The sequence below is a fragment of the uncultured Campylobacter sp. genome, assembly GCF_938039245.1.
In the GTDB taxonomy this organism is placed as follows: domain Bacteria; phylum Campylobacterota; class Campylobacteria; order Campylobacterales; family Campylobacteraceae; genus Campylobacter_A.
Window position 1 is genome coordinate 1 of the sequence record NZ_CALHVN010000015.1, and the last position, 26730, is coordinate 26730.

19 protein-coding genes and 1 pseudogene are annotated in these 26730 nt (G+C 45.4%); 6 read left to right on the top strand and 14 right to left on the bottom strand.

All coding sequences use genetic code 11. The features are described from left to right. The 7 genes from Q0218_RS02830 to Q0218_RS02860 form a co-directional block, all read right to left on the bottom strand. Positions 1-390: response regulator (locus Q0218_RS02830; RefSeq protein ID WP_297966049.1), on the bottom strand; the 390-nt coding region annotated here is incomplete at its 3' end. Beyond that, a complete protein-coding gene (locus tag Q0218_RS02835; RefSeq protein WP_297966051.1) occupies positions 380-2689 on the bottom strand; it encodes an ATP-binding protein in 2310 nt (769 codons plus the stop codon). The genes Q0218_RS02835 and Q0218_RS02830, both read right to left, overlap by 11 nt. Further along, positions 2679-3863, bottom strand: a complete 1185-nt coding sequence (locus Q0218_RS02840; protein ID WP_297966053.1) for a DNA cytosine methyltransferase — start codon at positions 3861-3863, stop codon at positions 2679-2681. Before Q0218_RS02840 ends, Q0218_RS02835 begins: the two co-directional genes overlap by 11 nt. A 26-nt stretch (positions 3864-3889) precedes the next feature. Next, on the bottom strand, positions 3890-4570 hold the full coding sequence (locus Q0218_RS02845) for a phosphoribosylanthranilate isomerase (protein ID WP_297966054.1): 681 nt from the start codon (positions 4568-4570) through the stop codon (positions 3890-3892). Next, positions 4567-6180, bottom strand: a complete 1614-nt coding sequence (gene trpD, locus Q0218_RS02850) for an anthranilate phosphoribosyltransferase (protein WP_297966056.1) — start codon at positions 6178-6180, stop codon at positions 4567-4569. The genes Q0218_RS02845 and trpD overlap by 4 nt, the downstream gene beginning before the upstream one ends. Positions 6181-6614: 434 nt before the next feature. After that, positions 6615-7970: an anthranilate synthase component I family protein gene (locus Q0218_RS02855; protein ID WP_297966059.1), complete on the bottom strand. Its 1356-nt coding sequence runs from the start codon at positions 7968-7970 to the stop codon at positions 6615-6617. 48 nt (positions 7971-8018) lie between these two features. Then, positions 8019-8447: a DUF302 domain-containing protein gene (locus Q0218_RS02860; protein ID WP_297966061.1), complete on the bottom strand. Its 429-nt coding sequence runs from the start codon at positions 8445-8447 to the stop codon at positions 8019-8021. Positions 8448-8524: 77 nt separating this feature from the next. On the opposite strand from Q0218_RS02860, the gene Q0218_RS02865 reads away from it, so the two are divergent. After that, positions 8525-9277, top strand: coding sequence for a sulfite exporter TauE/SafE family protein (locus tag Q0218_RS02865; RefSeq protein WP_297966063.1), 753 nt, complete (start codon positions 8525-8527; stop codon positions 9275-9277). A gap of 194 nt (positions 9278-9471) precedes the next feature. Here Q0218_RS02865 and Q0218_RS02870 read toward each other — a convergent pair whose 3' ends face one another. After that, a complete protein-coding gene (locus tag Q0218_RS02870) occupies positions 9472-11052 on the bottom strand; it encodes a class I SAM-dependent methyltransferase (protein WP_297966065.1) in 1581 nt (526 codons plus the stop codon). Between the two features lie 84 nt (positions 11053-11136). On the opposite strand from Q0218_RS02870, the gene uvrA reads away from it, so the two are divergent. The 3 genes from uvrA to Q0218_RS02885 all read left to right on the top strand — a co-directional run bounded on the left by uvrA (position 11137) and on the right by Q0218_RS02885 (position 15390). Beyond that, the gene (uvrA, locus tag Q0218_RS02875; RefSeq protein ID WP_297966066.1) at positions 11137-13986 is read left to right on the top strand and encodes an excinuclease ABC subunit UvrA; all 2850 of its coding nucleotides are present in this window, start codon (positions 11137-11139) and stop codon (positions 13984-13986) included. A gap of 7 nt (positions 13987-13993) precedes the next feature. Beyond that, positions 13994-14878, top strand: coding sequence for a hypothetical protein (locus Q0218_RS02880; protein WP_297966070.1), 885 nt, complete (start codon positions 13994-13996; stop codon positions 14876-14878). A 71-nt stretch (positions 14879-14949) separates the two neighbouring features. Further along, positions 14950-15390, top strand: coding sequence for a pyrimidine dimer DNA glycosylase/endonuclease V (locus Q0218_RS02885; RefSeq protein ID WP_297966071.1), 441 nt, complete (start codon positions 14950-14952; stop codon positions 15388-15390). Between the two features lie 245 nt (positions 15391-15635). Here the strand turns inward: Q0218_RS02885 and Q0218_RS02890 are convergent, their stop codons facing one another. Together Q0218_RS02890 and Q0218_RS02895 are read right to left on the bottom strand one after the other, a co-directional pair. After that, positions 15636-15764 (bottom strand): hypothetical protein, encoded by a 129-nt coding sequence (locus Q0218_RS02890; RefSeq protein WP_297966072.1) that lies wholly within the window; start codon positions 15762-15764, stop codon positions 15636-15638. Between the two features lie 56 nt (positions 15765-15820). Beyond that, a complete protein-coding gene (locus tag Q0218_RS02895) occupies positions 15821-17449 on the bottom strand; it encodes a formate--tetrahydrofolate ligase (protein ID WP_297966073.1) in 1629 nt (542 codons plus the stop codon). Between the two features lie 133 nt (positions 17450-17582). On the opposite strand from Q0218_RS02895, the gene Q0218_RS02900 reads away from it, so the two are divergent. Then, entirely contained in the window at positions 17583-18179 is a 597-nt protein-coding gene (locus Q0218_RS02900; protein WP_297966075.1) for a DJ-1/PfpI family protein, read from the top strand. Positions 18180-18450: 271 nt separating this feature from the next. On the opposite strand, the gene Q0218_RS02905 is transcribed toward Q0218_RS02900, so the two are convergent. From Q0218_RS02905 to Q0218_RS02915, 3 genes are all read right to left on the bottom strand, one after another. Next, complete coding sequence (locus Q0218_RS02905; RefSeq protein WP_297966078.1) at positions 18451-18708, bottom strand: hypothetical protein; 258 nt, start codon at positions 18706-18708, stop codon at positions 18451-18453. A gap of 613 nt (positions 18709-19321) precedes the next feature. After that, positions 19322-21238, bottom strand: a complete 1917-nt coding sequence (locus Q0218_RS02910; protein ID WP_297966079.1) for a hypothetical protein — start codon at positions 21236-21238, stop codon at positions 19322-19324. Between the two features lie 20 nt (positions 21239-21258). Then, on the bottom strand, positions 21259-21828 hold the full coding sequence (locus tag Q0218_RS02915) for a YcxB family protein (protein ID WP_297966081.1): 570 nt from the start codon (positions 21826-21828) through the stop codon (positions 21259-21261). A 224-nt stretch (positions 21829-22052) separates the two neighbouring features. On the opposite strand from Q0218_RS02915, the pseudogene Q0218_RS02920 reads away from it, so the two are divergent. Continuing rightward, positions 22053-24506 (top strand): annotated as a pseudogene (locus Q0218_RS02920) (molybdopterin-dependent oxidoreductase). Between the two features lie 595 nt (positions 24507-25101). On the opposite strand, the gene Q0218_RS02925 reads toward Q0218_RS02920, so the two are convergent. After that, a complete protein-coding gene (locus Q0218_RS02925; protein ID WP_297966083.1) occupies positions 25102-26544 on the bottom strand; it encodes a nicotinate phosphoribosyltransferase in 1443 nt (480 codons plus the stop codon). Between the last annotated feature and the right edge of the window lie 186 nt (positions 26545-26730).

A 26730-nucleotide genomic window follows, 5' to 3' on the forward strand; every position in this document is an offset into this window, starting at 1 on the left:
GTTTTTTATTTTATTAATAATTATTTCATGATGTGAGCCTTGATATTTACGTGTTTCTAGAAAGGTTATTCTATCTATTCTATCTATTTTATCTGTATCTTTTAAATCAGCTCTAGCTGTATAAAATAAAATTTCAGTAAATATCCCTTTTTCTTTTCTAATTTTTTCAATTACCTCATCTCCATTCATTCCATACATATGATAATCGGTTAAGATCAAGTCATATGTATCGTTTAAGTTATCTAAAAAATCCTGCTGCTTAAAATATGGAGTAATTATAGGATTAAAACCTTTTTCTATTAGGTATTCTTTTATATTATCTATATGCTCATCTTTTTCAAAATCTTGCATATTATCATCGAGCCAAATAATCTTATAATCAATTTTCATTTCTTAACCTTATTGTAAATTTTGTGCCTTTATTAACTTCAGATTCGACATCTATTGTTCCATTCATTTGCTTAATGGTTTCCTTTATATTAAAAAGACCTATTCCTGAACCATTTGTTGTAGTGTAGCCTAGCTGAAAAATATTATCCAAGTTATCTTTTGCTATTCCACACCCATCATCTTCTACTGTTAATACAAAACAGTCTTTATCAATTAAATAGTTAAAGATAATTTTTGTTGCCTTTGCTTTTTGAGAATTCTGTATAAAATTATCTATCATAGTTGTTATCTCAAGGGGTCTTAGATTAATTTTATAAGTTGTATTCGTTTTTGGTATATTCTCTATTTTAATTTGAGAATCTATTACATGATCGCTTGATAAATATAACTCTTCTAAATATTCTCGTATAAAATTTATAATATCAGCATTTATGGCACTGGCGGTTAAATTAAAATTTGCTTTTGTTACAAATTTTGATATTGATACTATTTTATCCAATTCATGAGTAACAACGCCGATATATTTTTTTTGCCTATCTGTCATTGTATTTTTATCTATTGTTTTTAGTAGAAGCTCTATATTTCTTTTTATTCTACTTGATGAGTGAAATATTTGATGTTGTAGTGCAAGAATTTGTTCTTTTTCTGTACCTATAATTGAACTTTGAAAGATATTTATTTTGGTTTGCTGTTCAAGTTTTTTAGCAGTTAAATCGCTCTTTTTTATTTCATCATCTAAATTTTGCTTAATTAGCATATTTTCATTTTTTAGTGCAGCATTTTCCTCTTTTGTCTCATATATACGCTTTTCTAGTTCTGTTTTTTCTTTTGATAATTGACCTATTTTATCTATAGCATCCAAGATAGTGGCATCTCTTGCCTTTTTAGCTATTGATATTAAATCTTTTATTATAGGATCTTGCAAATTTGTATTTTGATTTATGATATTTAAAAAGTTTTTTCCAAAATCTAAAATTTTAACACTTGCCGAATTTGTTAAGGTTTTAATTAGCTGTATAATTTTGGACTTTGTTTCTATTGTATTTAATGCCTCTATATCATCAGAAAAATTATCAATATTTCTAACCTCCGCATCTAACCCCCATTGAATACCAACTATATATTTTTCTAATCTTTTTAGAAGTTTCTCCCAAAAAAAGTCTTCTAGCTCGTTATATCCATCTGTTTTAATAAAGCCGCCATCTCTACTACTTTTTTCTTTAAACTGATCTGAGTATTCATTAATATTAATACTACCAACAATCACCCTTGTGGATAGATATCTATTGTGGCCCTGTTGGTGTCTTTGATTTATTCCAAAGCTATCATCATCTATCTCTCCATAAGGATACACTCTAAAGCCATTATTAAAAACAAGCACATGTCCAAAATTTACAGAACGGACACCCATTTGCCTATAGAAATTGTTTTTGGCACTAGTATTTAAATATAAGAGAATTGATTTTATGTTTTTAAGATGTTTGTAATTATTATTTTCTTCTATTTTATATATCAATACCCCTCTATCTGTTAATGTTGATACTATTTTATCATCTTTTATATCAACTTCTAGTTTTGTAGTTTTTAGTGTTAAAACATCTATAATTTCATTTTTAACTGGTTCTTCAAACAAACTACCATTATGTTTGATATAAATTTGAAAATTATTTGTATGAGTATTAACCTCAAAAGGATTTATGAGTTTTCCAAGAGAGCGCTTAAGCGTATTTATCTTGTCATTATCCCATTTTGAACGTAGTTGTGTTATCTCTACTATAACTCCGTGATTAAAATTTGCATCTGCGATAAAATCTGCCTCAGAATAGTTAATTGAGATATCCATAAACTCTTTCTTTGCATCTTCTTCAAAATCATCCCAATTTACATCTAAAATATGAAATTTTGTCTCGCCTATTTTTCTTGATATGATTTTTAATTTTGCACCAAGTCTATCACAAGAAAAACGACCTATACCCTTTGCACCAGCAAATCCTCTTTTTGTATTTATTTTATTTCTATAATCTCGATATCTTTCATCATCTTTATTTATATCACTGTCTTCCGTATTATCCTTTTTTGCAGAATATGCCACAAATAACCATTTGTTTTTTATATCATCTAAATTCATTCCTTTGCCATTATCTTTGATAACTATTTTGTCTGCACCTATTTGCACATCGACTCTAGTTGCATGAGCGTCATAAGAATTTTTTACTAATTCAAAAATGGCAACTTCATCATTAACTATAAGATCTTTGCCTATTATGTTTTTTAATTCAGAGCTTATTTTAAATTTCATTTATTATATCCTTTAGTGCTAATCCAACTTGCTCGGCAAATAGTGGCGGGATAGCGTTTCCTATTTGGGTATACCTTGGTACATCCTGCTTTCTTAAAACTCCACCTGTAGTGTACTTGCCCTTAAAGCAGTAGCTATCCGGAAAAGATTGTATTCTTGCATACTCTCTGACAGTCAGTATTCTTGGCTCGCAATAGTGTATAAAATCATCTGGATGAGTTGTCAAGGTTGGCGCAACTGATTTTGAACATAGTGGTATTATGGTTCTTTTTTTAATATTATATTTAGCCCTTATTGCATGTGATATGTTTTTATTTGGTACAGAATTTGATAATATATGGCTAAACTTTTCAATTGTATCATCTTTGTGATTTGCAAACCTATGACTGTCAGCTATTTTCAAATTTACACCCTTTCTCATAAATTTTTGATATGGATTTGCTATTATGCCGTAAATTCCAGCTTTAAAGTTTTTAGTATCTGGCGAGTTGACTGTTCCATTTGACTGCAATAAGTCAGATATGGCTTCTTCTACCGATACGCACAAATTTAAATTCTTAGATTTTATAAATTGCTTTTTGTTCGCGTCTATACGCACAAAGAAATCATTTGCAATACCTTTTCTTGTTCCAACTAGTATAAATCTTTGCCTTCTTTGTGGAACACCATACATAGAAAAATCTAAAATTTTTGCTTCAATGTCATATCCAAGCTTTTTAAGTTCGAATATAATATAATCAGAATACGCATTTCCTCTTTGCCCATTATTTATAAAACCAACCATAAAACCTCTTACATTTTCAAAAAATATAACCTCTGGTTTTACTATTTTTATAAATTCGATATAAGACTTTACTAGTAAATTTCTCTCATCACTCTCTTGCCTTCTTCCTGCCATAGAAAAGCCCTGACAAGGTGGTCCACCCACTATAAGCAAAACCTTATTTCTTAGTTTTTTTAAATTACTAATATTATTTATAATTAGCTGATTAATATCCAAATTTGTATCAGGAAGCCAAGACGGCCAATCAAAATGGTTATTCTGATCTATTAAATTATATTTCAAAGTAGAAAAAGCATCGTGATTTTTCTCTACAGCAAACATACCTCTCAAACCCGCTTTATGAAGCCCTAGAGATAGACCTCCGCAGCCAGAAAATAAATCTATATACACTCTCTATACCTCTCAATAATCAACTACTATATTTTGCTATTACATATTTTAAAAATTCGCTCTATTTTATCTGGGTCTTTTTGCAGATTTTCGCTCTCGGCTTTACTATTTATATCCAGTACGCAGGGGTTAAATTTAATCGCCTCTCGCACGTTATCTTCGCCGATGCCGCCCGCAAGCGCAAAGTCAAATTTAACTCCCTCTAAAATCCTCCACTCAAAGCTAATGCCATTACCGCCTAAATTTACCCCCTTGCAGTCAAATAGCGGCATATCGCAAAGGCTAAAATCCACGCTCGGCAAAGTGTCAAGCACGCTATAAACCTTCCAAATTTTAACGCTTTCGCGCGCTAAATTTTGCCTTAAATTTGCCGAATACTCGCCGTAAATTTGCGCTACATCTAAATTCGCCTCTTTGCAAATTTCTAAAATCTCGTTTTCTGAAATTTCAGCAAAAACCCCGACGCATTTTACGCCGTAGTCGTGGGCTAAATTTGCGATTTCACGTGCGATTTGCGGGGTTACTTTTCGCTTGCTAGGAGCAAAAATGACGCCTAAAAAACTTACGCCGTTTTGTAAATCTATCTTGCCATCCGCACCAAAAACATCCAAATTTGAGCCTAAATTTCGCCCAAATTTAGCCCCTGCTTTAAGCACATCGCGCGCCTCCGCAGGCGTTTTGATACCGCAAATTTTAACCAGCGTCACGCTTCGCCTCGTACGTAGTCCTCGAAGTAGCGATAAACTTTGCCGCTTTTTATCGCGTCTAAGACGACCTCTTTGGCCTGCGCTGGACTATCAGCGACGCCAGCGGCATAGAGCGCAAACATCGCGTTTAGCACGACGATGTCAAATTTCGGTCCGTCCAGCTCGCCTTTTAAAATTTGCTTTAACGCTTCGGCGTTTTGCTCAGGCGTGCCGCCCTCGATCTCGCTGTGAAACGCTCGTCTGAAGCCAAACTGCTCGGGCGTGATGCTGTACTCGCTGATCTGGCCGCCTCGTAGCTCCACGACGCGCGTTTCATCACATAGGCTTATCTCGTCTAGTCCGTCCTCGCCGCGAACGACCAGCGCTCGCTCGCGTCCAAGTAGCTGCAGCGTCTCGGCGTATAGGCGCAAAACGGGCTTATGATAGACGCCTACTAGCTGATTTTTGAGCGCTAAATTTGGATTTAGCAGCGGGCCTAACACGTTAAAAACCGTGCGGATACCTAGGCGCTGACGCACTTCGCGCACCTCGCCCACTAGCGGGTGAAAAAACGGAGCGTGGAAAAAGGCTAAATTTTTGTCGTTTAGCAGCTCGCGCTGTCGCAGGAGCGAATTTGAGCTCTGAACGCCCAAAATTTCCAGCACGTCCGAGCTGCCCGATTTGCTGGAAACGGCTTTGTTTCCGTGCTTTGCGACTTTGACGCCAAGGCTTGCGAGGATAAAGGCGACGGTCGTTGAGATATTTATCGTCTTAAAGCCGTCGCCGCCCGTGCCGCAAAGATCGATCATCGGCGAGGGATCGCGGTAGGTCTGCGAGTATTTTAGGATGTTTTTGGCGAGGCCTGCTAGGCTTTGCGGATAGAGGCTTTTTTCGCTGATTAGCACCAAAAGCGCTGCTAGCTGCGTGATCTCGTACTCTTTGCTCGCGATGATTTCGCAAATTTGCTCAAAGTCGCGGTCGTCCAAGCGCTCGTTTTCTTGTAGTTTGATTAAAAACGGCTTTAGCGGGCGGACTTTGGGCTCTTTGGTGACTTCGGCCGTAGGCGTGACTTCGTAGTTTATGAAATTTTCGATGATTTTTTTGCCGTACTGCGTGAAGTAGCTCTCGGGGTGAAACTGGATGCCAAAAATCGGCCTGTCTTTCACGCTAAGCGCCATCACTACGCCGTCCTCGCTCACGGCCGTGGCCTGCAAATTTGACGGTAGCTCGTCCACGTAAAGCGAGTGGTAGCGCATAACCTCAAATTCGTCCGGTAGCCCCGTAAATAGCGGCTCTTTGCGGCTAACTTTTATGAGAGAGGTTTTGCCGTGATATGGCTTTTCTAGGCGTTTGATCTTTGCGCCCTGCACCAGGCCGATCGCTTGATGTCCGAGGCAGATACCAAGGATCGGCGCGGCGATGTCGCTTCGCAAAATCTCTAAACAAATGCCGCTATCTTGCGGATGTTTTGGGCCCGGGCTTAATACGATTTTGCTCGGATTTAGCCTGCGGATTTCATCCAGGGTGATTTTGTCGTTGCGCACGCAGCGCACTTCCTCGGAAGTTAGTTCGCGTAGATACTGCTCCACGTTGAATACAAAACTGTCGTAGTTGTCGATTAATAAAATCAAAATTTTCTCCTTTTTAGCGGCTTGTCTTTTTGCTCTATACTTCGTTGCTTTTAAATTTGGCTCGGTCATTACCGACGAGGTAACTCCCGTCGCCAAATTTAAAAGCGCCTCGTCTAGAACAAAAATACTGCGCCTTGATTTTTTTGCACTCAAATTCGAAGTCGAATTTGGCTAAATTTGCAAATTTTACCCACCTAGACCCGCACCGCAAAAATGTAAATTTAAAATTTGCGACGCTTTGCGTCAGCAAAGCTACGTCGCCACCTTAAAAGCGTCGTAGGGGGAGGGGGATTAAAGGGGGTGGGGAGCTCTTTTGCTTCATCTTTGCCTCGCAACTGCTAGCAGAGCGCAATTTAAGCCCTCACCCCCTTTACAACAAAGTAAAAAACAACCTCAAACGGTTGTTTTTTACGAAAAGCCCAAATTTATATTTCTCAAATTTCCCTTGCGTTTTTCGCAAACACGTTTAGCACCGAGGCGCGTTTTTTACAAATTTCTTTATATTCGTATTCAGGAACGCTATCTATAACTATGCCGGCTCCGGCCTGCACGAAAATTTCGGCAAAATTTCCCCCGAGTTCCTCGCTTTTTAAATTTGACTCGTTTGCGCCGTCAAGGTGCGGGTCATGCCCGCTAGCGTCAAATTTGCGCGCAAATATCGCGCTTCTAATCAAAATCGCCATTTGCGCGTCGCCGTTAAAGTGGAAAAATCCGATGCCGCCGCCGTATGCGTTGCGCCTATAGGGCTCAAGCTCGGCGATGATCTCCATGGCGCGGATTTTGGGCGTACCGCTGAGCGTGCCTGCGGGGAAGATACTACCGACCGCGTCAAATGCGTCTATATCGTCCGCCTTTGCGCCGTAGATGTCGCTTACGATATGCATCACGTTCTCGTAGCGCACGATGCGCATGGCGTTTTTGACCGCGACGCTTTTTGGCTTGCTGACGTGGCCGATGTCGTTGCGGGCGAGGTCGATGAGCATTTTGTGCTCGGCTAGCTCTTTTTCGTCGCTTAGCAGCTCGCGCTCGAGCACGGCGTCCTCGACTGCGTCTTTACCGCGTCCGCGCGTGCCGGCTATGGGCGCGACGTAGATTTTGCCCTCTTTGATCTCGCAGACTAGCTCGGGACTAGAGCCCGCGACGTCGCCGTAAGGGGTCGGAAAGTGAAACATATAAGGGCTCGGGTTTGCTTCGCTCAGCGCTCGGTAAAAGTCGAGACTATCCATATCCGAGGTCAGTTTTAGCTGTTCGCTTAGTACGACTTGAAAGACGTCGCCGCTTTTTAGGTACTCTTTGGCGCGCTTTGCGATATTTAGAAAATGCTCTTTTTCGCTGTCTAAATCGGTTAAAATTTTATATTCGCTCTGTCTTTTTGCGCGGTCCTCGTTGGCTTTTGCTTCGTTCTCTGCACTAAATTTAACTAAAAAATCGTAATACCGCTCGCTATCGCCGTAAAAGCTGTAAATTTTGCTATTTTTATCAAAGTGCAGATAGGCGCGGGCGTTGGCGTAGAAAAAGTCGGGGAAATCATACTGCGAGGCGTTAAAATCGGGGATTTTTTCAAAATATTTTATCCCGCCGTAGCCCAGTACTCCAAACAGTCCCGCAAAAGGGGCGTCAAATTTTTGAGCTTTAAAATAGCTCTTAAGCCCCGCAAAATCGGTTTGCTCGCTGCTGATATACTCGCAGTCGATACCGACTATGGTCTGCGTCGTGTCCTCGGCGAGGTAGGAGTTAGCAAATCTCTCGCGGATCTTTTCGTAATAAAAAACTGGGCTCAAAAGTAGCATAAAATATCCTTTAATGAGCGTTGATTATATAAAAATTAAGCTTAATTTTCATTTGACGGCGGCGTCAAAAAGCTCGCGCTCTAGCCTTTGCACCGCGTCTAGGGCTGGACAGTCCGAGACGCCGTATCTGGCCGCGACGCTTTTTATATCCTCAAAGCTCACGACCGTTTTACCCTCTATTTTTTGAAATAAAAACTTAAACGGAAGCTCCAGCGCTAGCCGCGGTTCGCACTCTATCAAAGGCGCAATTACGCCCGGCGCACCGAAAATCACAGTGACCGACGGGGTCAAATTTACTCCCGTTTGCGCGGCGAAAACGTGATGGGGCACTACGGCAAATTCGCTAATATCTCTCATATCAAGCAGTCTTTGAAATCTCTTAACCGCGGCTTCTAGCTCTAGCTCACTTTGGCCTTCCGTGACGCCTGCAAAGGCTAAATTTAACCCCGCAAAAATCATCAAAAACAATCTTTTCAATAATTTTCCTTTTTTAAATTTTAAAATTAATTTTACCCAAAAACGGCTAAAATCGGATTTTACTTTAAGGCGAGATTATGGAAATTTTATCGATTGCGTCGATCGGTTACATTTGTTTGGGGCTATTTGTCGGCTTTTTGTCCGGATTTTTGGGCATCGGCGGCGGCGCGGCGGCCGTACCGATACTCGTATTTTTGGGCTTTGACGTCAAATACGCAATCGGCGTAAGCGTTCTTCAGATGATGTTTAGTTCGGTCTACGGCTCGCTTTTAAATCTCAAAAATAAGACCCTTGATCTAAAGCCCGCTTTGGTTCTGGGCAGCGGCGGCTTTTGCGGGGCGAGCGCGAGCGGCTTTATCGTAGCGAGCGTTCCGTCGAAATTTTTGCTTCTTACTCTCATTTGTATTCAAATTTTTAACATTATTAAGCTATTTTTTAAAAATCCGGAGCCAAAAGGCGCGCACAATCCCTCTCTCGTGCCGCTTTTTTTCGTCGGACTTTTTGTCGGCGCGGTAGCGATCAGCGTGGGTATCGGAGGCTCGGTTATCATCATGCCGGTTTTGATAAATTTCTTAAACTATGACATAAAAAAGGCGATCAGCACGGGACTGTTTTTTGTGATATTTTCGTCGATTTCGGGCTTTATCAGTCTAACTTTGCAAGGGCTAGTGCAGTACGAGGTCGGCGTTTTGGTCGGTATCGGCTCGCTTATAAGCGTGAGGTTTGGGGTGGCTTTGGCGCAAAAGATCGACCGCACTATCCAAAAAAGATGCCTGCTTGCTCTTATTTGCACGACGCTACTTATAATGATAAATAAGCTTTTTGCTTAAATTTAGTATTTGCGGTAAATTTTGGTTTTGCTAAATTTTACCGCTTTAATAGCTGAAACTACTCGTATAAATTTTACAAATTCATGTCAAATTTTGGCGGGTTCAGAAACTCGCATAAATTTAAAACAATGCAGTCAAATTTACGGGAAGCGCGGGAGCGAGGTAAATTTATCGTATCCGCTCTCGAGAATAGATCAAAAATTTTCTAAAAATCCACCGTCGCTTAGTTTTAACTCAAGGTCTTTTACGTAGTTTTCGGCCGCTTTTTGGTATTCGTTTTTGCCGGCGGTTTTTATCGCGCCGTTTTTGACGGCAAACTCCAGTTTGCGCTCTTGTGCGAATTTCGCCGTTTGCTTTGCGATATTTTCTAACGAGTTCTCGCCGTTAAATTTAAGCGCGATAAAGGCATCAAACTGCGAAAAATTTGCCGACACGTTTAGCTCATCGGCGATCTTTATCACGGGTTCGTTTGCGGCGGAGAAATACTCAAAATACCCCCGTACTCGCTCTTTTAGGCGGCTTTTGCCTACTTCGTAAGCGATTTTTGGGCGCTCGTAGGTCGTTAGCTTTGCGCAGTTTGCGGCTAAAATTTCCATAAAGCCAAAGTATGCCGATTTTACCGCGTTTTCATCGTCTTTTAAGAGCGCGGCGACGTCGGCAAAATTTACGCTTGCCGGATAAACGTCGGTAAATACCTGATAAAGCCAGTCGTACTGCGGCTTCATCGGAGCGCCGTTTATATTTACGTAGCCATCTTTTGCTCGGTCGAAATTTGCCGAGATATGCAGCTTGCAAAGCTCGTCTGCGCCGATATTTACGCTAAAGTCGTCTGAAACTAGGTCTTTGTGCGTTATCATGCTACGCCTAAAAACCCTGTTTGTTAAAAAATCAAGCATCTGTTCTTTTTGGATGCGCGAGCTAAAATTTGCGTCTATATATGCATCAAATTCGTCTATGCCTAAATTTGATTGAAAAACGTCGTCTAGTCCGACCTCGGCGAGATAGGCAAGACCGTTTTTATCAAGATCGGCCGCAAAATCCTTAAAATAAATCGGATCGTTAAAAACTTCTAAATACTCGTGCGCTATATACGAGTCGCTAGCGGATAAGATATAGTCGATGTGAAATTTTAGGCTTTCGTAATTTAAGAAAATTTGACTTACGTTACCGTCTTTTTGGCAAAATTTTGCGTATTCGCCAAGTACTTTTAAAAGCTCCCTCGCTTTGGCTACTTTTGCGGCCTCTCCTTTTACGTCTTTGGTGCCAAAGACTAAAAAATCTCTGATCGTATCCTTGATCTTCCAGCCAGGATAGACGTTATAGCTCACGTAGGCGATACCGTTTGGACTCAAAAATCGCTTGATCGTTTTTAGGATTGCGTCCTTTACGATGTCCGGTACCCAGCTATAAACGCCGTGGCAGACGATGTAGTCGAATTTTCCGTAAGCGCTCACGTCCGCATCCGTAAGATCGCAGATATCTTTTGCCATAAATTTTATATTATCCACGCGCATTTGTGCTGCTAGCTCTTTGGCTTTATTTATCTGCACTTCGCTTAGATCTATGCCAAGAGCCTTTGCCTGCGGGTTTGCGATAGCAAAAGGAAATAAATTCCCTCCGTAGCTGCAGCCGATTTCCAGTACTTTAGCCGTTTTTGACGGCGGCGGCGTCAGCGACAAAAACGAAGCCAAAGCCTCAAGGCGTGCGGGAGAAGTCTCCGCAAAAGCGCCCGAGATATAGGGAAGCTCGTCGTAGGATTTTTGGATGTCGTTCATTTGCACGTCCTTTAAATTTATAGAAATTTTATAGCGATGATAATACAATATACGCCGTTAAATCCAAGTAAATTTAGGCAAAAAATGAACGACACCATAAAAATCACGGGCGCGCGCGAGCACAACCTAAAAAATTTAAATCTTGAAATTCCGAAAAACAAGCTCGTAGTTTTCACCGGACTTAGCGGTAGCGGCAAGAGCACGCTAGCGTTTGACACGCTTTATGCCGAGGGGCAGCGCAGGTATATGGAGAGCCTTAGCAGCTACGCCAGGCAGTTTTTAGACCGCGTGGGTAAGCCAGACGTCGATAAGATTGAGGGTCTAACGCCCGCTATCGCGATAGATCAAAAAACCACGTCCAAAAACCCGCGCTCGACCGTGGGTACGATAACGGAAATTTACGACTATCTGCGCCTTCTATACGCTCGCATCGGCATCCAGCACTGCCACAAGTGCGGCAAACCGATCTCTAAAATGTCGGCTAGCGATATCATAAACGAGATCCAAAAGCTCCCCGAGGGCGCCAAAGTCGTCATCTACGCTCCGCTCGTACGCGAGAAAAAGGGCACGTGGGCGGACTTGATCGAAAATTTACGCGGCAAAGGCTACGTGCGCGCTCAGATAGACGGCGTGCAGGTGAGATTAGACGAGGAGATCGAGCTAGCTAAAACCAAAAAACACACGATAAAGCTCATCGTAGACCGCATCGTGATAGATGCGGATAACGCGCAGCGCCTAGCCCAGGACGTAGAAAAAGCGCTAAATGAAAGCTACGGCGAGGTCGAGATCGAGATCGCAAATGCCGAAGAACTCGGGCTAAAAGAGAGCTTCATTCACTACAGCGAGCACTCGGCGTGTTTTGATTGTAAAATTTCATTTACGCCGCTCGAGCCGCTTAGCTTTAGCTTCAACTCTCCAAAAGGCGCGTGCGAGAGGTGCGACGGCCTCGGTATCAGATATAGCCTGGATCTAACCAAAGTGATCGACGAAGAAAAAAGCATCGAAGGCGGCGCGATAAAGCTGCTTTACGGCTACAACATGAGTTATTATTATAAATTTTTGCTAGCTTTTTGCGAGCAAAACGGTATCGACGTAAAGCACCCCTACTGCGAGCTTAGCGAGGACGAGAAGCGCCTCGTACTTTACGGCAACGTAAAGGAGGTCGAGTTTTTCTGGAAGAAAAACAAGCTGCTGCGCAAATTTGAAGGCGCGCTAAAAATCACTCACGGACTGCTAAAAGACTACAAGGATTTTGACGAATACATGAGCGAGAAAGTCTGCGACGACTGCGGCGGACACAGGCTAAAGCCTCAAAGCCTAGCCGTCAAGGTCGCAGGGCGCGGTATCGGCGAAATTTTAGACATGAGCATCGAAAACTGCACCGCATTTTTTTCGGACGAGTCAAATTTTAGCTACCTTAGCGAATACGATAAAACGATTGCCAAGCCGATATTTAAGGAGATAAACGAGAGGCTGTTTTTCCTCTACGACGTGGGGCTGGGCTACCTCTCGCTCGGACGCGACGCGCGCACGATTAGCGGCGGCGAAGCGCAGCGTATCAGGATCGCTAGCCAGATCGGATCTGGCCTTAGCGGCGTGATGTACGTGCTAGACGAGCCTAGCATCGGCCTGCACGAGCGCGATACGCTAAAGCTCATCAAAACGCTGCGAAATTTGCAAGCCAAAGGTAACTCGGTTATCGTCGTCGAGCATGATAAAAAAACTATCGAAGAGGCCGACTACGTCGTGGATATCGGGCCCGGAGCGGGGAAATTCGGCGGGCAGATAGTTTTTGCCGGCGACGTGAAAAGCCTGCTTGACTCAAGTACGCAAACCGCGCTTTATATAAACGGCGAAAAGGAAATCGACTACCAAAAAGACCGAAAAATCGACACTTGGCTCGAGATATCAAACGTAAATATCAACAACATATCAAATTTAAGCGCGCGCTTTCCGCTACGAAATTTAGTTGGTATCACGGGAGTTTCTGGTTCGGGTAAAAGCTCGCTCGTGCTGCAAACCCTGCTGCCTGAGGCCCAGGAGCAGCTAAACCGCGCCAAAAAGGTAAAAAAGGTCGCGGGAGTAAATTTGAGCGGACTAGAAAATCTCGACAAAGTGATCTACCTCGATCAAAGCCCTATCGGCCGCACTCCGCGCAGTAATCCGGCCACTTACACGGGCGTGATGGACGAGATCAGAGGGCTTTTTGCGCAGACAAAAGAAGCCAAACTGCGCGGCTACAAGATCGGCAGGTTTAGCTTTAACGTCAAGGGCGGACGCTGCGAAAAGTGCCAAGGTGAGGGCGAGATCACGATCGAGATGCACTTTTTGCCCGACGTAAACGTCGTTTGCGACTCGTGCGGCGGCACCCGCTACAACGCGCAGACGCTAGAAATCCTCTACAAAGGCAAAAGTATCGCCGACGTGCTCAATATGAGCATCGACGAGGCGGTGGAGTTTTTTAAATCCGTGCCCAAAATCGCTAGCAAACTAACGACGCTACAAGACGTGGGCCTAGGCTACATCACGCTAGGACAAAACGCCGTGACGCTAAGCGGCGGTGAGGCGCAGCGCGTAAAGCTCGCAAAAGAGCTCAGCCGCTCGGACACGGGAAATACGCTCTATATCCTCGACGAGCCGACTACGGGGCTGCATTTTGCCGACGTCGATAGGCTCGTGCGCGTGCTGCATCATCTCGTAGATCTTGGCAACTCGGTCTTTGTCATCGAGCACAACATGGACGTCATCAAAAACTGCGACTACATCGTCGATATGGGGCCTGAAGGCGGCGCAAAGGGCGGTAAAATCATCGCCGAGGGCAGCGTAAAAGAGGTCGCCAAAAACCACGTAAAAACGGGTAGCTATACGGGTAAATTTTTAGCCGAAGAGCTGGAAGCCATGAAAAAAGTAAAAAGTAAGCCAAAAAAGGGATAGGTTCTTTATGGATTCAATCGTTATTGACATACAAAAGCAAGTATTGAGCAAAAGCACTACGGATGTTCTTAGGCAAGCATATATTATTGCTAGAAAATTAAAGACCAAAGATTTTGAAATTTGGATTAATAATGAGTTGAACGGATATAAAGAAGACGCTAGTATTCCAGAGTATAGAAATATTTTTGGAGATATTAAAGCATGGAATCCATATCGGGGTTGGGTTCCTGTAATAATTGATGATATTGAAGTGTACGATAAATTAACTATGTCTAAAATTGGGCAAGGGATTCCAGAATTGGAAAATATAATCAATCAATCGGGAAAGAAAGGTATGGTAAGCATAAATTTACCAGACTCGTTTAATCAACTTATAAGCGATGGCTTTCCAACTAAATATATACAAAGATTAAGCCCTGCTAGCATAATCGGCATTATTGAAACCGTAAAAAATATTATTATGGAGTGGATATTAAAATTAGAGGAAGATGGTATTATAGGAGTGGATATGAAATTTACAGATGAAGAAAAGAGAATTGCAAGTGAAAAGAACTACACGGTAAATAATTTTTATGGTAATGTTTCAAGCAGCCAAATTCAGCAGAATAGCAATTACTCTTCGCAAACAATTAATAATAGTTTGGATATTGATAAAATAGTTAAAGTCCTAGAATCAATTAACACTCATAAAAAAGATATTATAGCATCACTAGATAGCCCAAAAGATTTTGAAAAAGAACTAGATATAGTTAACGGTGAGGTAAAGAAGGCAAATCCTTCAAAGGAAGTTATAAGTCAATCATTTAAAACTATTAGGAATATACTTGAAGGCATTGCTGGAAATATGATTGCGGCAGGAATTTTATACAAAATTCATTTACTTTTTGGCTGAAAGTATAATGGACGGTTAAATTCTGTCTTTTTGTGTGTGTGATTTGATGTCAAATTTAACGAAAGGCAAAAATGAGACTTTGGACGATAAGCTTTAAATATCTCGACGCAAAGGGGCTTGTGGCGCTTTGGCGAGAGGCGCTGCTAGCTAAAAACGTGCTGGCTGGACTAACTAAGGGCTACAAAAATCACCCGCAGCTTGACCGCTTTTACGCGCATGAAAACGCGTGTGAAGCGATAAATGCGTATCTGGCGGGGGTTTGTAAGGAGGCGTGCGCTCGCGGGTATAAATTTGACGCAGCGAAGGTGGGCGAATTTGACGAGCGAAATTTAGCCCAAATAGCCGTCGCTCGCGGGCAGATAGAGTATGAGTTCGCCTTTTTGCAAGAGAAGCTAAAATCGCGCGACGTCAAGGCATACGAGCGAAATTTGAGCGTAAAAGATATAGAAATCGCTAGCATTTTTAAAGAGGTTGACGGCGGAATCGAGCCGTGGGAGAAGGTAAAAATTTAGCGCCGTTTCGCGCGTAAATTTTGGCTTGCTTACGCAAATTTGATTAAAGCCCCAAAATACGTTACGCCGATTTTGCCAAAAATTACGGCAAATTTCGAGCGTTAAATTCGGATATTTAAAACGCCGTAAAATAGCGCAAATTTGGTGCTAGGCCGGTACGCGGCTTTAGGCGAGTAAATCTGATTTTGCGTTTCGGCGATGGACGGTAAGATAAAAATCTCGCATGAATAGCGTTGCTATAAAATTTACGAGCTAGCGCGGGCGTTTGTTAAATTTATCGTTTTAAATTTGACGGCAAATTTAAAGGACGAAATAGTCAAATTTAAAAAGGCGAACCTGACTTTATCTCCGCCAAATTCGCCTTTGTTTTTCAAAAAACTTCGCCGACAGATCAAATTTTACGCTCAAATTCGACGGATCGAAGCTTGCTTTACTCCGCTTTCATCTGCTCGGCGGCAGGCACTTTAGGCAGTCCCGGCATCAGCATCGCCCCACCACTAACCGCCACGATAAAGCCCGCTCCGCCCCTGATCTCAAGCGCGCTAACCTCGAAGCTAAAGCCCTTCGGCCTTCCTAGCAGCTTAGCGTCCGAGCTAAAGCTATACTGCGTTTTTGCGACGCAAACGGGCATACTCTCAAAGCCTAGACGCGAAATCTCGGCCAGATCATCCTGCGCGCGCGGGCTAAAGACGACGTCTTTGGCGCCGTAAATTTTTGTCGCGATCTTTTCGATCTTGGTTTTGACGGGGTCGGCGGACTCATACGTGAAGTTTATCTCGCGAGCCGGTTGTTCGCAGATTTGCGCGACTTTTTTAGCTAGATCCTCTGTGCCGGCGCTTCCCTTTAAAAAGCCTTCGCACACGCTAAACTCGGCTCCCGAATCCTCGCAAAGAGCGCGTACGTGGGCGATCTCGTCGTCCGTATCGGTCGCAAATTTATTGAGCGCGACGATGACGTTTTGGTTGAAATTTTTTAGATTTTCTATGTGGGCTTTTAGGTTTTCGCCGCCTAGTTTTAGCGCGTCCAAATTTGGCTGCGAGATGCCGTCTTTATCGCATCCACCGTTATATTTTAGCGAGCGGATGGTGCTTACTAGTACGACGCACTTTGGCGCAAGTCCCGCGGTGCGGCACTTGATATCGAGGAACTTTTGCGCTCCTAGCTCAGCGCCAAACCCCGCCTCAGTCACGACGTAGCCCGCTAAATTTAGCGCGGTTTTGGTTGCGATGACGCTGTTGCAGCCGTGCGCGATATTTGCAAACGGTCCGCCGTGGATGAGTACTGGCGTGCCCTCAAGCGTTTGTACGAGGTTTGGTTTTATCGCCTCTTTTAGCAGGACGCAGACGGCGTCGGCGCAGTTTAGGGATTTTGCGCGCACGAGGCCGCCCTCTTTATCGTAGGCGACGACGATGTTTTCGACGCGTTCTTTTAGATTTTTTAGATCGGTAGCTAGGCAGAGGATCGCCATTATTTCGCTAGCGGCGGTGATGACGAATCCGTCCTTGCGGGTAAATTTATTGCTCTTTTCAAGGCCGATTTCTATCTCTCTTAGCGAACGGTCGTTCATATCCATGCAGCGCTTAAAAACGACGCGCGCAGGGTCGATATTTAGGGCGTTGCCGTGGTGGATGTGGTTATCTAGCATCGCAGCGATGAGGTTATTTGCCGAGGTGATAGCGTGAAAGTCGCCGTTAAAGTGCAGGTTGATATCCTCGCTAGGCGTCACCTGCGAGTATCCGCCGCCAGTCGCTCCGCCTTTTATACCAAAAACAGGCCCAAGGCTTGGCTCTCGAAGCGCGGCGCACACGCGTTTGCCGATACGCGCTAAGCCGTCAGATAGCCCCACGGTTACGGTCGTTTTGCCCTCGCCGTAGGGCGTCGGGTTGGTCGCGGTAACTAGGATGAGGTTTGCGCTGGGTGCGCTACCTAGGCGTGGTTCGATCTTGGCTTTTAGCTTGCCGAAGGTGTCTAGCGCCTCCTCGCCTAGCCCCAGTTTCGCACCGATTTTTACGATATTTTGCGGCTTTGCGCTCGCCTCTATTTCTCTGTCGCTCAGCATCGTTTTTCCTTAAAAATTTGATTTAAAATGATTTTGTAATTTTACCTCGCTAATGCGAAAAGTCTCATTAAATTTTAGCCGCTCGTAATCAAATTTGGGCTAAATTTGAAACTAAATTTGACAAAGGAACGCGATGAGGGCGGTGAACGTTTTGCTTTACGAGGGATTTACGACGATGGACGCGCTAGGACCTGCCGAGGCGCTATCTAGGGCGCTGGATGACGGGCGAAAATGCTACGAGATAGAGTATTTTTCGGTTGCTGGCGGGCTCGTCGGCGGCAGTACGAATGCTAAAATTTGGACGCGAAAGCTAAACGAGATAGCTAAATTTGACGTTTTGCTAGTACCGGGCGGTTTTGCGGCTAGGAAGCTAGCGCATGAGAGCGGGTTTATCGCTATTTTGGGCGAGCTAGCGCGCAGACACGAGTACGTGATCGCGGTATGCACGGGCTCGGTGCTGCTAGCTAAAATAGGGCTTTTGGACGGCATGGAGGCCACAAGCAACAAGCTATCATGGCAGTGGGCGATCTTGGAGGCTCCTGGCGTGCGCTGGATACGCGGGGCTAGGTGGTGCGTTAGCGGGAAATTTTACACCGGCTCGGGCGTGAGCGCGGGTATCGACGCGGCTCTGGGTTTTATCGCCGATATGCACGGACGGGACGAGGCGCAGCGTATCGCTCGGGCGATGGAGTACGTCTGGAATAGCGACAAAAACGCGGATCTGTTTTAAATTTTAGTTTGCGGCGGTTGCTAAAATTGAGTGCTAAATTTAAGCCGGGTCAAATTCCTGGGTACCGTGCCTAAAAAATGCGTGAAAAACGAATTTACAAAATTAGCCGTTCAAAAGCACGGGTATAAAAAGTGCAAATTTAGTCTGATAGTCGGAAGATTTCTGATTTATGGCTAAAAACAAGTAAATAATCCAAAACAATGCAAATTTTACTGCCAAAAATCGCAAATTTTATAAATTTAGCGGTTTTGGGCGACAGATTTATCGTCGTTTAGAGCGTTTTAAGCTTTTCGCGCACCAAGGCAACATAAATCATCGCTAGCGTCGTCGCAAACCAAATAACATACGGCAGGCAAAAAACAAAAGGCTTTTCGTAGTAGTCGTATTGCACGCCGACGTTGCGGCTGATGTAGAGGTAAAAGCCGCCTACGATGATGATGTAAAACGCGATAGCGACGGCGTCGCAGACGCGGACCAGCTTGCCGGCCGGATGTTTTTGTTTAGATACGGTCTCGTGATTATGGCTCATCTTTTCTCCTTTATTTTTGGGAAATGTTATCATAATTAGCATAAAATTTTGATGATTTATATCAAAAATTTGCTTTTAAAATTCAAATCAAAAGCCCACTATAAAATTTAAGACGAAATTTAACCAAAATTCGCGTAAAATACATGCAAAAAGCAAGTAAAAATGATAAATAAACGGGCGCGGCGTATGGGCGATGGAGTACGTCTGGAATAGCGACAAAAACGCGGATCTGTTTTAAATTTTAGTTTGCGGCGGTTGCTAAAATTTGAGCGCTAAATTTAAGCCGAGTCAAATTTACCGCACGCAACCGCGCGCCAAAAAAGGGGCAAATGCGATTTGAGCGTACTTCACGCACTCGCCAAATTTGCCTCGCGCTACCACAGTTTTACTTGCCCTATGATGACCGCGATAGGAGCTTTGTTTATGTCGTAAGCGTTGCTCGAGTTTGAGCCAAAATCGGGCTTGACGACGTTGCCTTGTGTCACCCAAGTGTTGCTTGAGTTTACGCCGTATTTTGGCTTGAGCTCGTTGCCCTCGTATACCCAAGCGCCGTTGCCCGCAGACCCTCCGTCTCGGTTGATTTTGGGTATCTCGTCCTCAAAATTTACGCAGATTATTTTCCGCGGCTTGCTTCTTTTGCTTTTATCGCTTCGTAAATTTCATCCGCGTTCGTCAAATTTGCGTCCAAAAACTCCTGCGCCTTTTTGAGCGTGCGCGCGCCCATGATGCCGTCAGATTTGACGCCGATAGCCTTTTGCACGTATAAAATTTTATCTTTTTGCGTCATCTGCGGCGCGGTTTTGGCGGCATCGGTGGAGTTTGTTTCGCGCTCTTGGCTGCTAGAACCGTCAAATTTAGCCCTCATCTCGCGAAATTTGGCCTCCAGGCCGCGCGATGCCTCAAAGCGCTCGTCAAGCGCCGTAAGAGTCGGAGCGTAGCCAAAACTCGATATCGCGCCGTAGATCGCGCCGAGGGCTCCAAAGCCCGATAAAATTTTAAAAAATAGTGAAAAAGCCTCTTTGTTTCGCATGTTTTGGCGGTACTCTTTAGGCACGGAGCTTCGGCGAAATAGCGTAACCAGCGCGCTAAGAGGCGCCAAGACGCACCAAGCCATGCCCGCGCAAATAGCCAAAAATATAAGCGTATAAATAGGCGCCATGATGTAGCGATCGGCTAAATTTTCGCCCAAAAATCCCGCTGTAAAAACTAGCGCAAGCAGCCAAAATAGCGACCCCAGACCAAACCAAACTGCAGGCGAATAAACGGGAGAGATTTTATTTAGGCATTTTTTCATCGTTTCGCCCAGTTTGCTTGCCGCACCCCTTGAGATGTAGCCGTCGCAGGCCTCTATCACGGCGTTTGCGGCCTCGTTTTGCGCGCCGTCTGTTTTAGCGATACGCTTTAGCGCGGAGTCAAGGGCTGGCTGCGAGCAGTAGCGCGTGAAAAATTTAAACGCCTCGCGTCTAGTTATCTTGCCGTCGGCGTCAATCTTTTCTAGCATCATTATCTCGTCCGCGAAAAGATCGTCGAAAAAGGGCGGCCTGATAAAGGCATAGGGCGGGTTGCTAAAGCCCACCGCCTCGTACTCCTTGCCAAGCAGTATAAAATTTAGCCTCGTTATCGCGCTATATCCTACGTAAGAAAACAGGTGCGAATCCTCTCCGCCGCTCTCTTCGTCTTGATAAAAAGGTATCGTCTGTGAGATAAATTTACAGCTGCGAGCGCATAAAAAGTCCAAAAGCTCGTCGGCATAAGCGCGTGATTTTATGCGTAAATTTACGCCGGGTTTCGCGTAGGCGCCGATGTTAGCTATCGTCGTAAAGTACCCGTGTCCGCTACACTGGGCGCACTGCACGTAGCCGGACCCTCCGCAGCCGCCGCACCTTACCGTGCCAGATCCCGAGCAGCCGTAGCAGGTATTTGAACCGCTACCGCCGCACGACGAGCAGCTCTCGTAGCGATACGTCACGTAGGTGCTGCCGTCGGAGTTGTACTGCGTGTGAGGGCGATTTACGCCGCCGCTACCGCCGCACGTAGAGCAGCTTTGTCGTCCGCGTCCGCCGCAGCTGGAGCAGGTTTTTTTGCCTCGTCCGCCGCACTCGCCGCATCTCGTCTGCCCGTCGCCGCCGCAGTTGTCGCAGCGCTCGCTCATGCTAAAGGGCTTAAAATCGTAATACCTAACCGTACCGCCTGATTTTGCGACGGCTTCTTTTGCGTCTTGGCGTAGCTCGGCAAGTAAAATTTCGTGCAAATCGGCGCTATCTCTAGCCTGTAGCAAGCACTCTCTGGCGTGATTTTCGTAGCCGCGCACGTCGTCGCCGAAATGTATCTGCTCTTTTGCGCCGCCTGCGATTTTGCTCTCTTCGCGCTTGCCGTAAAACTCCCACGTCACGGTTGCCATCGCTTCAAAATCAAAAATTTCGTGCGAAATTTCTACCAAATCCTCAGGCTTAGCTTGGTTGCCGCTTACTAGATTTCGCAGCCCTTTTAAAAACGGCTCGTGTAAATTTAACTCGTCAAATTCGCTCATTTTAAATCCTAAATTTTATTTTACGCGTCTAGTCCCGCGCGCTTTTTTATCTCGCTTAAAAACTCCGCACCGCCGTCTGAAAAAGCCTCACGCGGCACGGCGTAAAACATGGAGTTTTCGATGATAACGACGATGAAATCACCGATATAGCGAGCGTCGCTGATGGCGTTATAAAAATATCTGCCCTCGCCGAATTTGCTTTTTTGCACGAAAAACCCATCCTCTAAGATCACGCTTTTTTGCCCGAATTCGCCGTAGTTTGCTTTATTTATCAGCGCGCGAGTAAGCAGCCAAGGCCGCAGTCCAGTAGCGTAGAGCAGAGTAAAAAACGCGGCCATCCACGATAGGTAGGCTAGATTTTCCACGCCGCTAAAACCGTAATCTCTAAGCAAGTCGCTAAGCTCCCTAAAGTAAAATTTGACGCACAAAAGCGTGATAAAAAACATGCCAAGAGCCGACGCCGTAAAGTCGCATATACGTATGTTTCGCATAAATTTATCGCCCTTATAAACGATCTTGCCTACCTCGCGCGTCATCGCTTTATACTCGGCGCTAGGCTTTATCTCAAAGTCGGCTTTTAAATTTGACATTTGCTTCCTTTAAATTTTGATGAGATATTATCAAATTTGGCATAAATTTACGCTATTTTTAAAAAAGCCTTTAAAACGAGAATTAAGCCTAAATTTCGTAAAATCACCGCTAAGACGCGAGGTCGCGTAATACGATAAAAGGCTTAAAAATGCAAAATTTAACCACGTAAACGCCGCTAAATTTAAACCAAATCAACCACCAAATTTAAATTTAAGGCAGAACCATGAAAAGACGAGATTTTCTAAAACTAGGTGCGCTAGCTGCGGCTTCAGCGCAGGCAAAACAATTTGACGCCGCGGCGCAAGCGATATTTGACGAGCAGATGGGGCTTTGCGCGAATAAATTCGGCGCGTTTTATGTCCAAACCATCGGCGGCAGGGTTGTGGGCACCGAGCCGTTTGAGGGCGACGCGATGTCAACGGTGCTAAACAACGCCCTAAGCGATCACATCCAAAACGAAACGCGCGTGAAATACCCATATGTGCGCAAAAGCTTCCTCGAAAATCCCGCAGATCCAAAGCCAGAGCTTCGCGGTAAAGAGCCTTTCGTGCGCGTTAGCTGGGACGAGGCGATCAAGCTAAGCGCTAAAATTTTAAAAGAAAACTTCGACAAATACGGCTCGGAGGCCATTTACGGGCAGCTTTATCAGTGGGGTAGCCTCGGCAAGGTCGGTCACTCGCAGCGCACCGCAAAGCGCATGCTAAACGCGCTAGGAGGCTACGTGAGCGAGCTTGGCGGCTACTCTTACGGCGCGGCGACGGCTTTTTTGCCTCACGTGACGGGCTCGATCGATCCGACGCACGCTCCGACGCGCTGGGAGGGCGTGATAAAGGAGGCTAAAACGATCGTGTTTTGGGGCACAAATCCCGTCGTTTCAAACAAGATCGCTATCGGCGTACCGATGCACAACTCCTACGCCTACTACGAGATTATGAAGGATAAATTTAAAAAAGGCGAGATGAAAATTTACAGCGTCGACGTCTACCGCAACGAAACGGCGGAGTATTTCGGCGCGCACTATCTCGCCGTGCGCCCTTGCACCGATACGGCGATGCTGATCGGGCTTTGCGAATATCTCTATGAAAACGAGCTTTACGACAAGGAATTTATTGAGCGCTACACGGTAGGGTTTGATAAATTTAAAGAGTATTTCACCGGCGCAAAGGACGGCGTGAAAAAGGATCTAAAATGGGCGAGTAAAATTTGCGGCGTGAGCGAAAAGGAGCTAAAAAACCTAGCCGATACGCTAGCTAAAAAAGACACGCTCATCGTCACGGGCTACTCTATCCAGCGCCAGCACCACGGCGAGATGGCGTACTGGGCGCTCATCACGCTAGCAGCGATGCTAGGCGACATCGGCAAGACGGGGCGCGGCTACGTGATGAACGATCAGATGCATAAAAACGCAGATATTAGCTTCGTCGCGCCAAAGCTTCAGGCTTTTAATCCCGCGGTAAACGAAAAATACATCGCCCCGCGAGGCAAGCTAGCCAAAGCCAAATACCACGAGATACCAAACAGCAGGCTCATAGACGCAATCATGGAACCGGGTAAGCAGATCGAACGCAACGGCAAAAAATACGTCATGCCGCACATCCGCGTGATGTTTAACGCCAACGGCTCGACCTTCACCCGGCACCCCGACACCAACCGCGCGGTCGAAGCGATGAAAAAGATCGAAGCGATCATCACCACGGAGCCCTTTTGGACGAGTACGGCGAGGCTCAGCGACATCGTGCTGCCGTCGGCTCTTTAGTGCGAGCGCACGGACATAGAGTTTGCGAATTCGACTAGCGAGTACCTTTTTGCGATTAAGCCGCTAGTAAAGCCCGCTGGCGAGAGCAAGAGCGACTTTGAGATCGCGCGGCTCATCTGCGCGCAGTGGGGCGAGGAGTACGAGCAGGCCTTTAGCGAGGGTAAAACGGAGCTTGAGTGGGTGAAGGAAATCTACGCCGATGCAGTCCAAAAAGCTGAAGGCATGGGCATAGCGATGCCGAAATTTGAGGAGTTTTGGCAAAAGGGCTACGTTAAATTTGATAAAATCGACGAGAAAAAGAGATACTTCACAAACTACGCGGACTTCCGCGCCGATCCCGAGAAAAACGCGCTAAAAACACCATCGGGCAAGATCGAGCTCTACTCCGAAGCGGTCGAAAAGCTAGGATATCCCGACTGCCCGCCGCACGCGACGTGGATGGAGCCGTTTGAATGGCTGGGCGGCGACGTGAGCAAGTACCCGGTCGCCATCAGCAGCGCGCACTCCAAATTTAGGCTCCACTCGCAGCTAAACAACTCGCTCATCCGCAACTACGCCGAGATCGAGGGCCGCGAGCCCGCACTAATTAGCCCTGCCACGGCAAAGGTGCGCGGCATCAAAACGGGCGACGTAGTGAGGATCTATAATGACCGAGGCGAGATCCTCTGCGGCGCGCTGGTAAGCGAGCGAGCGCAAGACAACGTCGTGATCGTGAGCGAGGGCGCGTGGTACGATCCCGCCGTCTGGGGCGAGCGTAGCCTATGCAAACACGGCAACATAAACGTGCTAACCAAGGACGTGCCTAGCTCGCAGCTCTCGCAAAGTAACACCGCGCACACGAGCATGGTACAGATCGAGAAATTTAAAGGCGAACTGCCGAGCGTAACGGCGTTTGATAGGCCCGCGACGATAGAGGCTTAGGCTTTTAGATCCCGTTTTTCAGTTTAAATTCGAGCGGCAAATTTAGCGCTTGAATTTAAATTTCGGCTTTTTGGCGGTTTAAAGGTAAATTTAACCGCCAAAACAGATTTTTGGCGGACTTGTTTTGGAGATATTTCGTTAAATTAGACCGCTTAGTCTTGAGCTAAATTTAGCTTTAGCGGCAAATTTTCGCGCAAATTTAGCCGCCGCATTATCAAATTTAAATTTATGCGGCACGGCTTAGAGACTTTAAATCTATTTAACTTCAGCTCAAAACCGCCGTCAAATTATGGCTTTGTTCTCTACGCCTGCTAAACAAGCGCCTAAAGCCGCATTTTTTACGCGTTAGATTCGGTTTTGCTACTGGTCGTAAAATCGGCTGCGTAAATTTACGCTTCATTTAAGGCCGAATTTATCTTAAATTAGCCGGCCGCGAATTTAGAACTTTTCGCGATAGCCATACGTACAAGAGTGTTTGGCCCTGCTAAATTTAGCCTCGCGGCGCAAAACCGCTATCCGCAGCTAGAACCGCGCCTACTAGGCAAAGCCCACTACTAAAACGCCGGCAAATTTAAACGCTTTAAGCCCCGCGCGACTATTTTTTGGTTTGTTTTAGCAGGTTCATCTTCATCTCGTAGTAGTTCACGCTCATATCGACGTAGTGTTTGTGCGGGTTTTCAAAGCGCTGCTCCTCCTGCCAAATTTCATTTTCGAGCTGCTTTTTTACGTAGTCTCTGATTTGGGCTAAATTTACCGGCTCGGCTGCGCGCTTGCCGTCTTTTACGACTAGATTTTGCAGCTGCCGCGACGTGCAACCCTCAAAATACAGCTCCTTCCACGGCCTATCGGGATCTATGTAGCGGTAGGGTTTTGAGAGGTTGGGCGTTTCGTCCGCGTTCGTGATCAAATCGGCGACGGCTTGACCGCCTTTATATATGCGCCAAACTTTTTTTAGACCCGGATTAGTCATCTTTTCTACGGCCTCCGAGACCTTTATGCGCGGACTAAAAATGCCTTTATTTTCGACTGCGACTAGTTTATAGACTCCGCCGAAAACAGGATCGCTTTTTGACGTTATCAGCCGCTCGCCCACGCCAAAGCCGTCTATGCGTCCGCCTTGGGTTAAAATCGAGGCGATGGTGTATTCATCCAGGCTGTTTGAGACGATGATTTTGCAGTCTTGTAGCCCCGCCGCATCTAGCATCGCGCGCGTTTTTTTAGATAGATACGCTAGGTCGCCCGAGTCTAGCCTAACGGCTTTTAGGCGCTTACCCATGGGTTCAAGTACTTCTTTTGCCGTTTTTATCGCATTTGGTACGCCGCTATGCAGCACATCGTAGGTATCTACTAGCAGCGAAGCGGAGTCGGGATAGAGCAGGGCGTAGCGCTTAAAGGCTTCAAATTCGTCGCCAAAATACATCACCCAGCTGTGCGCCATCGTGCCGGTCGTCGGTATACTAAAAGCCTTAGCCGCCAGCACCGTCGCCGTGCCGTCCGCGCCGCCGATATAGGCCGCTCTGGCGCCGTATACGGCCGCGTCGAAGTTATGCGCGCGTCTGGCGCCGAAGTCAAACACGCTCCTGCCGTCCGCGGCTTTTACGATGCGCCTAGCCTTGGTAGCGATGAGGCTTTGGTGGTTTATCTGCGATAGGATCGCGGTTTCTATGAGCTGCGCGTCGATAGGCGAGGCCACGACGGTCATAAAAGGCTCTTGCGGATAGATGATCGTGCCCTCGGCAAATGCGTATATATCGCCTCTAAAGCGAAATTTACGCAGGTAATCCAAAAAATCCTTGCTAAATAAATTTAACGAGCGCAGATAAGCTACGTCGCTATCCTCAAAGCGAAAATTTTCTACGTACTCTATGATCTGCTCAAGCCCAGCAAATATTGCAAAACCGCCGCCGCTAGGCACTTTGCGATAAAAAACGTCAAACGCCACTCGCGGCTGATCCCCGCTTTTAAAATACCCCTCCGCCATCGTAAGTTCGTAAAAATCCATCACCATACTGACGTTTCTCGCGTCAAACTGCGTCATTTTTGCCCTTTCTCGTTAAAATTTGATAATGATATAACCTCGCGGCTTGCGAGATGCTGAATTTTACGCGCTATTTTTAAACATATATATTATTTGTTCTGAAATTATTATCATTTTTTATCTATCTTTAAGCTCGTTTAGCATATAGTTTTAAAGTTTTCATTTAAAAAAATATTTTATATTATT

Bases quoted from the DNA above. Each gene is read 5' to 3' on its own strand.
- Q0218_RS02835 (WP_297966051.1), bottom strand. From the start codon at position 2,689: ATGAAATTTAAAATAAGCTCTGAATTAAAAAACATAATAGGCAAAGAT.
- Q0218_RS02855 (WP_297966059.1), bottom strand. From the start codon at position 7,970: ATGCTACTTTTGAGCCCAGTTTTTTATTACGAAAAGATCCGCGAGAGA.
- Q0218_RS02865 (WP_297966063.1), top strand. From the start codon at position 8,525: ATGGAAATTTTATCGATTGCGTCGATCGGTTACATTTGTTTGGGGCTA.
- Q0218_RS02870 (WP_297966065.1), bottom strand. From the start codon at position 11,052: ATGAACGACATCCAAAAATCCTACGACGAGCTTCCCTATATCTCGGGC.
- uvrA (WP_297966066.1), top strand. From the start codon at position 11,137: ATGAACGACACCATAAAAATCACGGGCGCGCGCGAGCACAACCTAAAA.
- Q0218_RS02880 (WP_297966070.1), top strand. From the start codon at position 13,994: ATGGATTCAATCGTTATTGACATACAAAAGCAAGTATTGAGCAAAAGC.
- Q0218_RS02885 (WP_297966071.1), top strand. From the start codon at position 14,950: ATGAGACTTTGGACGATAAGCTTTAAATATCTCGACGCAAAGGGGCTT.
- Q0218_RS02895 (WP_297966073.1), bottom strand. From the start codon at position 17,449: ATGCTGAGCGACAGAGAAATAGAGGCGAGCGCAAAGCCGCAAAATATC.
- Q0218_RS02900 (WP_297966075.1), top strand. From the start codon at position 17,583: ATGAGGGCGGTGAACGTTTTGCTTTACGAGGGATTTACGACGATGGAC.
- Q0218_RS02905 (WP_297966078.1), bottom strand. From the start codon at position 18,708: ATGAGCCATAATCACGAGACCGTATCTAAACAAAAACATCCGGCCGGC.
- Q0218_RS02910 (WP_297966079.1), bottom strand. From the start codon at position 21,238: ATGAGCGAATTTGACGAGTTAAATTTACACGAGCCGTTTTTAAAAGGG.
- Q0218_RS02915 (WP_297966081.1), bottom strand. From the start codon at position 21,828: ATGTCAAATTTAAAAGCCGACTTTGAGATAAAGCCTAGCGCCGAGTAT.
- Q0218_RS02925 (WP_297966083.1), bottom strand. From the start codon at position 26,544: ATGACGCAGTTTGACGCGAGAAACGTCAGTATGGTGATGGATTTTTAC.